The sequence below is a fragment of the Acidimicrobiales bacterium genome (assembly GCA_040219515.1).
In the GTDB taxonomy this organism is placed as follows: domain Bacteria; phylum Actinomycetota; class Acidimicrobiia; order Acidimicrobiales; family Aldehydirespiratoraceae; genus JAJRXC01.
Genome location: JAVJSI010000011.1, coordinates 1 through 11806 on the forward strand (window position 1 = coordinate 1; position 11806 = coordinate 11806).

Annotated in this window: 13 protein-coding genes and 1 other RNA gene; 8 read left to right on the plus strand and 6 right to left on the minus strand. The window is 70.2% G+C overall.

All coding sequences use genetic code 11. The features are described 5' to 3' along the window. Positions 1-208: 208 nt before the first annotated feature. From RIB98_09680 to RIB98_09690, 3 genes are all read right to left on the minus strand, one after another. The gene (locus tag RIB98_09680) at positions 209-583 is read right to left on the minus strand and encodes a hypothetical protein (GenBank protein MEQ8841240.1); all 375 of its coding nucleotides are present in this window, start codon (positions 581-583) and stop codon (positions 209-211) included. Positions 584-683: 100 nt separating this feature from the next. Continuing rightward, an RNA gene (rnpB, locus tag RIB98_09685) (RNase P RNA component class A) lies at positions 684-1041 on the minus strand. 18 nt (positions 1042-1059) lie between these two features. After that, the gene (locus tag RIB98_09690) at positions 1060-1464 is read right to left on the minus strand and encodes a TIGR04086 family membrane protein (GenBank protein MEQ8841241.1); all 405 of its coding nucleotides are present in this window, start codon (positions 1462-1464) and stop codon (positions 1060-1062) included. A gap of 34 nt (positions 1465-1498) precedes the next feature. Here RIB98_09690 and trpD point away from each other — a divergent pair, with 34 nt between their 5' ends. Together trpD and RIB98_09700 are read left to right on the plus strand one after the other, a co-directional pair. Continuing rightward, positions 1499-2527, plus strand: a complete 1029-nt coding sequence (trpD, locus tag RIB98_09695; protein ID MEQ8841242.1) for an anthranilate phosphoribosyltransferase — start codon at positions 1499-1501, stop codon at positions 2525-2527. A 52-nt stretch (positions 2528-2579) separates the two neighbouring features. Then, positions 2580-4133, plus strand: coding sequence for a bifunctional diguanylate cyclase/phosphodiesterase (locus RIB98_09700; GenBank protein MEQ8841243.1), 1554 nt, complete (start codon positions 2580-2582; stop codon positions 4131-4133). Here the strand turns inward: RIB98_09700 and RIB98_09705 are convergent. Genes RIB98_09705 through RIB98_09715 form a run of 3 tightly spaced genes read right to left on the minus strand, consistent with a single transcriptional unit; the run spans position 4060 to position 8004 of the window. Beyond that, positions 4060-5853 (minus strand): DEDD exonuclease domain-containing protein, encoded by a 1794-nt coding sequence (locus tag RIB98_09705; GenBank protein MEQ8841244.1) that lies wholly within the window; start codon positions 5851-5853, stop codon positions 4060-4062. The two genes, RIB98_09700 and RIB98_09705, sit on opposite strands and share 74 nt — an antisense overlap. 43 nt (positions 5854-5896) lie before the next feature. After that, a complete protein-coding gene (locus tag RIB98_09710; protein MEQ8841245.1) occupies positions 5897-7495 on the minus strand; it encodes a GMC family oxidoreductase in 1599 nt (532 codons plus the stop codon). After that, positions 7489-8004, minus strand: coding sequence for a hypothetical protein (locus RIB98_09715; protein MEQ8841246.1), 516 nt, complete (start codon positions 8002-8004; stop codon positions 7489-7491). The genes RIB98_09710 and RIB98_09715 overlap by 7 nt, the downstream gene beginning before the upstream one ends. A 46-nt stretch (positions 8005-8050) precedes the next feature. Here RIB98_09715 and RIB98_09720 point away from each other — a divergent pair, with 46 nt between their 5' ends. From RIB98_09720 to RIB98_09745, 6 genes are read left to right on the plus strand one after another with little or no spacing between them, the layout of a single operon-like run. Then, a complete protein-coding gene (locus tag RIB98_09720) occupies positions 8051-8332 on the plus strand; it encodes a hypothetical protein (protein ID MEQ8841247.1) in 282 nt (93 codons plus the stop codon). Positions 8333-8367: 35 nt separating this feature from the next. Continuing rightward, on the plus strand, positions 8368-9498 hold the full coding sequence (gene queG / locus RIB98_09725) for a tRNA epoxyqueuosine(34) reductase QueG (protein MEQ8841248.1): 1131 nt from the start codon (positions 8368-8370) through the stop codon (positions 9496-9498). A gap of 11 nt (positions 9499-9509) precedes the next feature. Next, complete coding sequence (locus RIB98_09730) at positions 9510-10640, plus strand: glycosyltransferase family 4 protein (GenBank protein MEQ8841249.1); 1131 nt, start codon at positions 9510-9512, stop codon at positions 10638-10640. Then, the gene (locus tag RIB98_09735) at positions 10637-11068 is read left to right on the plus strand and encodes a hypothetical protein (protein ID MEQ8841250.1); all 432 of its coding nucleotides are present in this window, start codon (positions 10637-10639) and stop codon (positions 11066-11068) included. The genes RIB98_09730 and RIB98_09735 overlap by 4 nt, the downstream gene beginning before the upstream one ends. Before the next feature lie 31 nt (positions 11069-11099). After that, the gene (locus RIB98_09740; protein ID MEQ8841251.1) at positions 11100-11552 is read left to right on the plus strand and encodes an SRPBCC family protein; all 453 of its coding nucleotides are present in this window, start codon (positions 11100-11102) and stop codon (positions 11550-11552) included. Next, positions 11549-11791, plus strand: a complete 243-nt coding sequence (locus tag RIB98_09745) for a hypothetical protein (protein MEQ8841252.1) — start codon at positions 11549-11551, stop codon at positions 11789-11791. The genes RIB98_09740 and RIB98_09745 overlap by 4 nt, the downstream gene beginning before the upstream one ends. Positions 11792-11806: the final 15 nt, after the last annotated feature.

Genomic DNA, 11806 nt, shown 5'->3' on the forward strand with positions numbered 1-11806 from the left:
GTCTGGACCTTCTCCGCCGCGGCCTGCACCACCGCACCCGGCAGCAGCGCATAGTCGACCTTCGCCGCCAGTCCTATCGCTTCGCCAAGGTCGTCCAGCTCCGAAACTTCCATACACGAAACATACCGAGAGGGTATGACAGCCAACATCAGCGCCGGTGCCATCGATGGAACGCTCCGTGGACCGCCGACCGGTTGCCTCGGGTGGGTCAGGGCATGCGGGAGTGCCAGTAGCGGCGGCGGTCCTTTCCGTCGGGCAGGACACTCTCCAGATGGTCGAGGAGCTCGTCACGTAGCTGGCTGCGCCCCTGAAACTCGACACCGAACTCGGTGTGACTGCTGTTGGTGTATCGGACCTTCACCACGGCGTGCCGGTCGCCGCTACGTAAGACGACTTCGTCGCCACGGCGTCGCGGGTCCGGTCGAGACGTGCGGACGAGGGCTCCAGCGACTGAAAGGTCGATGATCTCGGCCTCGATGTAGGTCTCCCGTCGGCGAAGGGCGCGCCGGCGTACGTTCCAATTGCAGAAGATCGGGGACGGGAGCAGCCATCGGCCAACGATGCGCTTGTCGTGAGAATCCATGGCCGGCCAAAGTACCCGGCGGCAGCGCATTCGAGAAACCACGCGGGGGACTCGGACTCACCCCGAGTGGCGACGTGTTTCGACTCTTTTCCAGGTGGTGGCGGGGAGTCGACCTGTAAGCGGGGTTCTGTCCGGGCGACACCGGGTGGAAGCCGGTGTCGCCGTGGATGACCATCCATCTGTGCGGTCTACCCGGGAGTGTCTGCGGACGAGACGCCCTCTCCCTGTATGACCTTGCTCCGGGTGGGGTTTGCCTAGCCACCCCGGTCACCCGGGGTGCTGGTGCGCTCTTACCGCACCGTTTCACCCTTACCGACCCAGGCGAACCGGGCCGGCGGTCTGTTTTCTGTGGCACTTTCCTGCGAGTCACCTCGACTGGCGCAAGCCAGCACCCTTCTCTGCGGAGCCCCGACTTTCCTCGACGCACCGAAGTGCGCCGCGGCCATCCAGTCGGCTCCCCGCCACCGCGGACGAGTCTACGGCCGGCGCGAGGGGTAGCGGGCCGCCCAGCGGGCGCCGAACCAGGCCCCGAAGGTGCCGAACGAGGCGGCGAGCAGGCCGTTGAAGACCAGGGCGATGAGGTTGACGTCGTCGCCGCGGGTGAGGCGCAGGATGATGCCGGCGGCCTGGATGATGACGAAGGCGAGCAGGGTTGCGGCGGCACCGTTGGTGAAGGGCATCGTCGGCTCGGCCCGCCCGGCCAATGCGCCGCCCAGCAGGTAGGCGATGACGATCGCCAGCAGGGCGAGCAGGGTCCAGTTGGACTCGTCGGTGGCGCCGTCGTCGGACAACCATGCGGTGACGATTGCTGCGGGCACCGCGATCAGCAGCGTCATCATGGCGCCGGCCATCACCACGGATCGGTTCAACGATTCGAGCACGAGGCGATGCTACCGGCGCGCTACGGTCCTTCGAATGACGACACTCGACGCCCACGGCGGTTGGTCGGAGATTCTCGGCACGCTCGCGAACGGCGACGACCTCTCGGCCGGGGCGACTCGGGCCGTGCTCGCCACCATCCTGAGCGGCGACGCCACCGATGCCCAGATCGCCGCGTTCATCGTCGGCCTGCGGATCAAGGGCGAGACCGTCGAGGAGCTGACCGGCCTCCAGGGAGCGATGATCGACGCCGCCACGCCGCTCTCGGTGCCCGAGAACACGATCGACATCGTCGGGGTGGGCGGCGCACCGACCCGCCGGAAACATGCCCTGAACGTGTCGACCATGGCCTCGTTCGTTGCTGCGGCCGCCGGGGCCACCGTCTGCAAGCACGGCAACCGCAAGGCGTCGTCGACCTCGGGCAGCTTCGACCTGCTCGAGGAGCTCGGCATCGATGTCGACGTGGCGCCCGACGCGCTCGAGGCGCAGGTGCGCGACCACGGCGTGGGGTTCGCCTTCGCCCGCACGTTCCACCCGGCGATGCGCCACGTCGGACCGGTGCGAGCCGAGTTGGGGATCCCCACGGTGTTCAACATCCTGGGACCGCTCAGCCACCCGGGCCGCCTCTCACGACAGGTGATCGGGGTGGCCGACTGGTCCATCGCCGAACGGATGATCCGGGTGCTCGAGGCCACCGGGTCCACCCGCGCACTCGTGGTGCACGGCGAGGGCGGCCTCGACGAGCTGACCACCACCGGGCCGTCGAAGATGCTCTCGCTACGAAACGGTGAGATCACGGAGCTGAGAGTGGATGCCATCGACGTCGGCCTGGCTCGGGCCACCACCGACGACCTCGCCGGGGGTGACGCGAAGGTGAATGCCGAGATCGCCCGGCGCGTCTTCGCCGGCGAGCCGGGTCCGAAGCGCGACATCGTGGTCCTGAATGCGGCCGCCGGTCTCGTGGCGGCCGGCCTGGTCGAGGACCTTCCGGCCGGGGTCGAGGCCGCTGCTGCAGCGATCGACAACGGCCGCGCGGCGGCGAAGGTCGCGGCACTGGCTGCGTGAACACGGGCCGTTCAGCCCCTCCAGATCAACGAACCGCCGCCGATGGGATCTTGTGGTCCGCTGGCTCCTGCTTTCTCCGACGATCGTGTCGCTCGTCGCGATGCTCGGCGGCGTGGCTGCTGCGCTGGTGATCTTCGAGTCGCGCGCCGAGGGCGTGATCATCGGCGCCGGCACCGCGGCGGTTCTGGCCGGCGGCGTCTCGTTGCTGCAGCGCACGTTCGGTCGTTCGACCGTCTCTCATCTCGAAGAGAGCGAGTATCGGGCCCGCCACGACCCGTTGACCGGTCTGCTGAACCGCTCGGGCCTGATGGAGGCGCTGTCGCAGGCGATCAGCCGGGCGAAGTCCAGCCACACCTGCGTCGGTGTCGTGTTCTCCGACCTCGATCGCTTCAAGGTCGTGAACGACAGCCTGGGCCACACTGCCGGTGACGATCTGCTCATTGCGGTGGCGGACCGGCTGCGCGACTCGGTGCGGACCGCCGACGTCGTCGCCCGTTTCGGCGGCGACGAGTTCGTCGTGATCTGCCATGGGCTGATGGAACCCGAGTCGATCTCCCGTGTGGCCGAGTCCATGTTGGCCGCCTTCGGCGAGCCGTTCTCGGTCGACGGCGGCGATCTGGCGATCCTGCCCAGTATCGGCGTGGCGATCTGGGATCCTTCGATCGACACGTCGGTCACGGCCGAGGACCTGGTGCGAGACGCCGACGCGGCGATGTACGAGGCCAAACGGACCAAGTGCCGGATCTCGGTCTTCGACACCGGCGTGCGGTCGAACCTGCTCGCCCAGCTGAAGATCGAGCAGTCGCTCTCGGCGGCGTTCGATTCCGAGCTCGTGGTGCACTATCAGCCCGTGATCGACACCCAGCGCAAGGCGCTGTACTCGACCGAGGCGTTGGTGCGCTGGCAGCACCCCGAACACGGTTTGCTCTTTCCGAAGGACTTCCTCGCCGTGGCCGAGGAGGCCGGCCTCATGGGCCGGATCGGGGACACGGTGTTGCGGGAGGCGTGCGCGCAAGCGGCGGAATGGAACTTGCTCGATCCCCGCTGTCGGGACATGAGCATCAACGTCAACATCTCCGAGCACCAGCTGCTCGATGCGTCGTTTCCGGGCCGGGTGGCCGACACGCTCGCCTGGGCGCGGCTCCCGGCCCGTCAACTGTGCCTGGAGATCAGCGAGGACCTGGTCACCGAGCACCTGACGGGCTCGCTGCCCGTCCTCGAGCAGATCGCCGAGATGGGGGTGCGTCTGTCGCTCGACGACTTCGGCACCGGCCGCACGACGATGTCGCATCTGAAGCGTCTGAACGACGTCGTGCACCAGGTGAAGATCGATCGGGTCTTCGTGACAGAACTGCCCTCTGACGCCATCGACCAGGCGGTGGTCGAGGCGGTCTCGCGCATCGCGTCCGCGGCCGGCCTCGTGGTTGTCGCCGAGGGCGTCGAGACCTCGTGGCAGGCCGACAAGCTGATCAGCCTCGGCATCCACTATCACCAGGGGTTTCTCTACAGCTGCGGCGTGGAGGCGGAACGTCTCACGAAGGTGTTCGTCGAGTCCGCGAAGTCGCCCCAGCGGCCGGGGCCGCGAGCCCAGTTCGTGGGCGCCTGAGCGAGTCCACGCCGGTGCGATCGGTGGTCCGCCGGGCCGGGCTCTTCCCCTGCGGTGCATAGGACGGAAGGCGGGGGAGCGGCTCGACCAACACGCCGCTGACCGAGTCGAGCCGGACGTCGGCCGCGTGGCGGTCGAGCCACGCGACGATCGTGAGGAGCTCGTCGGCCTCGTCGCGGCCGGGCACGGGGAGGCGGCCCGATCTCGGCGGCGGTGCGTGGGGAGGGGCGATGGCCAGTCCCTCGTGCCACAGCGACGGTTGCCGGCCGTGGGCGCCACACGCCACCAGGAGCCCTCGGTCGAACTCGGCCCACGCCTCGCCGATCGACACCCGCACGCGGCCGGCCCGCCGCAGGAGATCGAATCGCCGGGTGCGGCGCAGGACCCCCGCCAGAGCCTCGGCTCGATCGCGCACGTCGGCGGCCTCCTCGTAGCGCTCGGCTGCGGCCAGCATCTCGATCCGCTCGTCGAGTGGCGCCAGCAGCCGGCCCGGGTCTTTCGTCAGCGTGTCGACGAGGTCGTCGACGACCCGGGCGTAGTCGTCGTCGCTGATCGCACCGGAGCAGGGGCAGGCGGCCACGCCGATCTGGGCCGGCGCGCACGTGGGTCGTGAGGTCGACCGGGTCGATCGGGCGGTGCAGCGCCGGATCGGCACGGCCGACTCGATCGCCTCGATCACCCGCTTGGCCCGTTTCGTGGACGAGACCGGTCCGAGATAGAGCGCGCCGTCGTCTTTCACGGCGCGGACCACCGACAGCCGGGGAAATCGCTCGTCGAGGGTGAGCTTCACATACGGGTACTTGCTCGATCGGGTGCCCTGGCGGTTGAAGCGGGGGAGATGGCGGTGGATCAACCGGAGCTCGAGCACGGCGGCCTCGAGCCCGTTGCGGCACACGTGGTGGTCGATGCGCCGGGTCTCGCGCAGGAGCTGGCCCACCTTGCGACGCTCGTCGGTGGAGAAGTAGCTGCGGACCCGCGACCGCAGGTTGGCGGCCTTGCCGACGTAGAGCACCTCGCCCCGGCTGTCGATGAACAGGTAGACGCCGGGGGCGCGCGGGAGATCATCGGTGAGGGGGAGCTTCTTGGCGTGGGCGCTCCCCGCCATCTTCGGCAGGAGCAGAAGATCGTCGAGGCCGGTGACGCCAAGGGACCCGGCGCGCTCGAGCAGAGCGTGGAGCAGATCACCGGTGGCCAGGGCGTCGTCGAGGGCCCGATGGCTCGGGCGGTGCGACAGCCGAAGGCGATCGGCGAGGGTGCCGAGCTTGCAGTTGGGCACCTCGTCACGCAGGAGACGACGGGCCAACGCCAGTGTGTCGACCGATCGCTGGGTGAGCCGCGGTCGGTCCTGCTGGGTCAGAGCGGCGTTGAGAAACCCCAGGTCGAAGCGGATGTTGTGGCCGACGACGATCGCGTCGCCGATGAATTCGAGCAGCGACGGCATCACCGCTTCCATCCGCGGCGCCCGCATCACCATCGCCTGGGTGATGCCGGTGATCACCGTGATCTCGGGAGGAATCGCCCGGCCCGGGTCGACCAGGGTCTGGTAGGTGCCGAGGCACTCGCCGCCGCGCAGCTTCACCGCGCCCACCTCGGTGATGGCGCAGGTTTCGGCCGATCCGCCGGTGGTCTCGAGGTCGATCACCACGAAGGTGACGTCGTGCAATGCGGTGCCCAGGTCGTCGAAGCTTCGTTGGGTTCCGACGAACGTCTGTTCGGGCATCGGCCAAGAATGGACGAACGCGCGTTCGTCGTCAAGTACGCGGCTAGAGCAGTTCGGCCTTCAGATGATCGGCGAGTCGGACCGCGAGGGCCACCAGGGTGTAGGTGGGCGTGGCGACACCGCCGGTGGCGAACACGCTGCTCCCGCCGATCCAGAGGTTCTCGACCTCGTGCATGCGGCAGTCGGGGTCGACCACGCCCTCGGCCGGATCGGCGGCCATGCGGGTCGTGCACATGTGATGGAACCCCATGCCGATCGGAAAGTTCTCCTCGTCGATGGCCGCGGCCGACGCGCTGTAGGCCGAGACGAGTTCGTCGCGCACGAGATTGTCGAGGGCATCGGGGTGCACCCCGCCGGGCACGAGCTGCACCCGGCCGAGGCCGGCCGCGCCGATCGCCTCCGCCGCGACTCGGAAGCCGTCCAGGGCCCGCCGCCGGTCGGCCTGGCTGTAGCGCCAGTCCAGCATCACCCGCCGCATGCCCAGGGCGTCACGGGTGGTGTCGAGCATCACGCGACTCTCGGGGTCGAGTGCCTGTTCGGCCAGACCCTGCACGTAGGCGGTCGCCCCGAACTCGCGTCCTTCGGCGCGCAGCAGCGCGTCGATGGCCTGGATGGGCGTGCCGTCGCGATAGACGGGAACTCCGTCGGGGTAGGTGCCGATCGAGAGCTGGATCTCGAGCCCCGTGGTCGCCTCATCCCGCACATGGCTGTCGGTGAGGCCGAGGGCGAACTTCGCGCCGTGGTTCGTTCCCGCGTGGCGACCGGTCTCGATCGTGTGATCGGTGCCGGTGAAGCCGGGGAGGGCGGGATGGTCGTCGAGCAGGGCGAAGCCGGCGTAGATCTGGAGGTGCTCGGCGAAGTAGCGGCCGACCATGTCGTTGCCGTTGCCGAGCCCGCCCGGGTCGGCATCGGTCGAGGCGAGCAGCACGCGGGCGTTCTCGATACCGCCCGTGGCGAGCACGTAGGCGGTGGCCGTGGCCTCGATCTGCACGCCGTCGAGGGTGCGGATGTCGACCCGCTCGACGCGGCGCCCGTCGGTGGACGCGAGGTTGACCACGCTCGCGTGGGTGAGCACCTCGACATCGGTGGCCGACTCGAGGTCGGGTCCGTAGAGCTCGCCGAACTTGGTCGGGAACGTGACCTGGTAGACGGTGGTCTCCACCCGGTCGGATCCGAGCTCCCACGAGGGCAGGCCCATCCTCGGCACCCAGGTGTCGAGCGAGAAGTCGGGCCCGCCGATGCGGACCCACTCGGCCGCCCGCTCCAGATAGGGCGTGAGCTCCTCGGGGCCGAAGGGCCATCCCGACACGGCGAGGTGGTCGCGTACCTCGAAGTCGACGGGCGAGAACGGGCGACAGAACCCGGCCCAGTGGTTGGTGGTGCCGCCCAGGTAGCGCAGCCGGGTCTGGTCGAGACGCACCGGGCTGTCGAGCGTGGTGCTCGGACGACCGATGTTCTCGCCGGCGTTGAGGTCCTGGTAGGCGGGGTCCTGCTCCCGGCCGCCCGACTCGATGAGCAGCACGTCGAGTCCGCTCCCGTGCAGCTCGAGGGCCAGGGTGATGCCGGCGGCGCCGCCACCGATGACGCAGACGTCGGCCTGGCGGCTGGTGCCGGACGGCAGCGTGCGGGCGTCGGTCAGCACGCGTCGGCACCCTCGCCCGTGCACAGCAGGTGGAGCACTGCGGCCGCGCGCGCCTCGGACGCGGCCAGCACCCAGCCGTCGACCACGATGGTGTCGCCGGCGAGGAAGTCGTCGCGCACTCGGGCGGCGGCGCGTTCGAGCGGATCGACCCTGCCTGCACCGACACTGTTCGAATCAGCACTGCCGGAGGGGAGCAGCGCGAGCAGGGTCGCCACGTCGCGCTCGCCCGTGACCGCCACCACCCGTTCGCCCAGCGCCACGATCGAGCCGTCGACCGCGCCGACCCCGGGGACGGCCACGGGCGCGGTGCTCGTGGGCGCAGTCGTCGGCGTCGCCGGGAGCGACGTGGCCGGCGTCAGGGCGTCGATGGCGAGGCTCGGCTCTGAGGTGGACCCGCCGCGACGGTCGAGCCATCCGGCCCCACCGCCGAGGACGAGGGCGAGTGCGCCCCCGGAGCCGACCTTCAGCGCGGCGCGCCGAGAAACCGGGGGCGGCGAGGGGGCGGGCACGCGAGGAATCTAGTGGGTGTCACACCCCATTCGTAGGGTGCGTCGCATGGCACTTCCCTCCCACCTCCGCCTCGTCCCCGACCTTCCGCACGACCTGCTCCCCGGGCCCGAACCCTCGGCTGACGACGCCGCGTGCACGATCGACTGTGCCGTGTGCGAGGTGCGCGACACCGATGCGTGCGACGACTGCGTCGTCAGCTATCTCGTGGGGCACGAGGCCGGCACGCCGGTCGTCCTCGATGCCGAGGAGAAGCGCGCGGTCGAGCTCCTGGCCGACGCCGGGCTGGTGCCGGCCAGCCGTTTCACCCCGCGGCCGGGCGTCGCCTGAGCGGGAATTCGCGTCGGGCGTGCCACGATGGCGAGGTGGTCGCCACCCTTGCCGCACTCGAAGCCATCGGACTCGGCGCCGGCCTGTGTGCGGTCGGGGCCACCAGCGCGGCGCCGTTTCCCTCGGCACGGGCCGATCTCGAGGAACGAAAGTCTCGCGGGCTCGATGCGGGGATGCAGTTCACCTATCGCAACCCGGCCCGCTCGACCGACCCGGATCGGTCGCTGCCGGGGGCCACCACGCTGATCGTCGGTGCCTACGACTACCAACGGCTGGCGCCACGTCGACCGGACGGACAGCCGGCGGGACGAGTCGCCGCCTACTCGTGGGAAGACCACTACGCGGCCCTGCGCGACGGGCTCGAAGCGATGGCGGCCGTGCTGCGAGCCGACGGCAGTCGGGCCATCGTGCTGGCCGACCAGAACCATCTCGTCGATCGGGCCGCCGCGCACCGGGCCGGCATCGGCTGGTGGGGCAAGAGCAGCAACGTGCTCGTGCCCGGGGTGGGCAGTCTCGTCGTGCTCGGGTCGGTGCTCACCGACGCGCCGGTCGAGATCGTTGAGGCCCCCGTGGTCGACGACGGTTGCCGCACCTGCACCAAGTGCCTCGAGGGCTGTCCGACCGGTGCCATCATCGAGCCGGGTGTGATCGATGCCGCCCGTTGCCTGGCGTGGCTTCTCCAGACCGACGGCGACTTCCCGGTCGATTTCCGCATCGCCCTGGGCGACCGCGTCTACGGCTGCGACGACTGCCAGGACGTGTGCCCGCCGAACCAGATCCGCCGCCGCCGACCCTCCGGCGCGGGCGACGACGGCGCCTGGGTCCCCCTGCTCGAGGTGTTGGCGCTCGACGACGACGCCCTCATGTCCCGGCTGGGCCGCTGGTACATCCCCGATCGCGACCCCGCCTACCTGCGCCGGAACCTGCTCGTCGTGCTCGGCAACATCGGCCGAGGCGACGATCCACGGGTCGCGGCGGCGTTGGGCGACGCCCTCGCCGACCCTCGACCGGTCGTGCGGGCCCATGCCGTGTGGGCGGCCCGTCGCCTCGCCCTCGACCCGCTGCTCGCGGCCGTGGCCGACGACACCGCCGACATGGTGCGGGTCGAACTCGAGCGCGACGTCGTCCCGCTCGCCGACGCGCGCTCGGGCCCGTCGACGGCGTAGGGTCCGCCGCTGTGGTGCGTCATCTCCTCGTGACCAACGACTTCCCGCCGAAGGTCGGCGGGATCCAGAGCTACCTCTGGGAACTCTGGCGTCGACTGCCGCCCGACGATGTCGTGGTCCACACCACGCCCTATGCGGGCACCGACGACTTCGACGCCGCCCAGGACTTCACCGTGATCCGCAGCAAGGAGCCCTGGCTGCTGCCCCAGCCGGTGCTGACCCATCGGGTCAACACGCTGGCCCGCGAGTACGACGCCGAGCTCGTGATCCTCGATCCGGCGGTGCCCGTCGGGCTCATCGGCCCCCACCTGGACCGGCCCTACGGCGTCGTGCTCCACGGCGCCGAGGTCACGATCCCCGGCCGCCTTCCCGGCACCCACACGCTCCTGAACCGGGTGTTGGGCTCGGCCACCGGGGTGATCGCCGCCGGCGGCTATCCGGCGGCCGAGGCCGAACGGTCGCTCGGCCGGAGCCTTCCCACCACCGTGGTGCCGCCGGGCGTCGACGCCGCGCGGATCGTGCCCCTCGACGACGCCGGCAAGCAGGCCGCCCGTGCCCGGCTCGGTCTTCCCGTCGACGGCCCGCTCGTCACCTCGGCGAGCCGGTTGGTGCCCCGCAAGGGCATGGACGTGCTGATCCGGGCCTCGCTCGTCGTGCGCGACCGTCACCCCGACGTGCACGTCGCCATCTCCGGCGGTGGTCGGGATCAGCGTCGGCTCCAGCGCCTCGTCGACGAGCTGGACGCTCCCGTCACGCTGCTCGGCCGGCTTCCCGATGCCGACATGCCGGCGCTCTACGCCTGCGGCGACGTGTTCGCGATGTTGTGCCGCACCCGGTGGGGAGGGCTCGAACAGGAGGGCTTCGGCATCGTGTTCGTCGAGGCGGCCGCAGCCGGCGTGCCCCAGGTCGCCGGGCGCAGCGGTGGGGCCCACGAGGCGGTTGCCCATGGTGAGACGGGCCTGGTGGTCGACGACCCCACCGACGAAAGGGGCGTGGCCGGCGCCATCGCCGACCTGCTCGACGACCCCGACCGTCGGCGATCGATGGCGGCGGCCAGCCGTCGCCGAGCGGAAACCGAGTTCAGCTACGACGTCCTCGCTGACCGTCTCCGATCGGCGATCGATGCGATGGTGGACGGGTGAACGGCGTCGGTTCCTCCCTGATCAGGGCCTCCTGGGCCGGCACCGCGGTGTTCGCGGTCGTGGCCGTGATCGCCACCATCGACCCCGACGAACTCGGCGCGCCTGCGGTGATCGTCTCGCTGATCCTGTTCGCGGGGGGAAGCACGGCGATGTTCTGGGCCTTCCTCATCGCGGTGCAACGCAGCCGAGAGGTCGCCATCGGTATCGGCGGCCTCTACTTCGGCGCCGGATCCGCGCCGCGTGACGTGCAGCGCCATCTCATGGGATCGCTGGCCGTGCAGGTCCTGGTCGCACTGGTCACCGCCTCGATCCGAGTGTTCACGAGTCTGGCCTTCGGCATCCTCGTGCCGGTGTGGGGACTCGGTCTCGCCGGGCTGTGGTGTGCTCGTCACGGCGAGTTCGCTCCCCGGACCGACGCGGCCCGGTAGGGTCTGTCCGCCCGCCGATTGGGAGGTTCCGATGGTCGATCAGACAACCGAGAAGACGACGGTGACCGCATCGCCGGACGCGTGTTACGACGCGGCGATCGACTTCGAGCGCTATCCGGATTGGGCGACCGACATCAAGATGGCGAGGATCCTGTCGCGAGACGACGACGGCCGCGCCGTCGACGTCGAGTTCCGGGCCGCAGCCATGGGCCGCAGCACCACCTACACCCTTCGCTACTTCTACGGCGCGAACCCCCGTCGGCTCGCCTGGCGGCTCCAGCGCGGTGACGTCACCCGGCGCCTCGACGGCGAATACGAGTTCCTGCCGGTGGCCTCCGATTCCGGCGCCACCGAGGTGGTCTACCACCTGGCCGTCGATCTCTCGGTTCCGCTTCCCGGTTTCGTCAAGCGGCGGGCCGAGGCCCGCATCGTGCGCACCGCGCTCGACGATTTCACCCGCTACGTGGAGTCTCGCGGCGGGTGAACGAGCCCGATGACCTCCCGGCGGACGAGTCCCCGCTCGACGAGGTCCGAGAGGCGGCGGGTGCGGTCATCGCCTCGCTCCGGCGCCTGCTCGAGGTGACCGAACGAGTGGTCGAGGACCCGAACGCGTTCGCCGAGGTCGTGGAAGGCGGTCGGGCCTTCGTCGAGGGCTTCGTGGGCGGATTCGCGGCGACGGCCGATCCGAACGCCCATGGTGGGGAAGCGGACGCGGAATCCTGATCCGAGCCACTTGAT

What these genes read in the sequence shown, in the direction of transcription:
- RIB98_09720 (MEQ8841247.1), top strand. Translation starts at nt 8,051, where the DNA reads ATGGCACTTCCCTCCCACCTCCGCCTCGTCCCCGACCTTCCGCACGAC.
- RIB98_09705 (MEQ8841244.1), bottom strand. Translation starts at nt 5,853, where the DNA reads ATGCCCGAACAGACGTTCGTCGGAACCCAACGAAGCTTCGACGACCTG.
- RIB98_09680 (MEQ8841240.1), bottom strand. Translation starts at nt 583, where the DNA reads ATGGATTCTCACGACAAGCGCATCGTTGGCCGATGGCTGCTCCCGTCC.
- RIB98_09740 (MEQ8841251.1), top strand. Translation starts at nt 11,100, where the DNA reads ATGGTCGATCAGACAACCGAGAAGACGACGGTGACCGCATCGCCGGAC.
- trpD (MEQ8841242.1), top strand. Translation starts at nt 1,499, where the DNA reads ATGACGACACTCGACGCCCACGGCGGTTGGTCGGAGATTCTCGGCACG.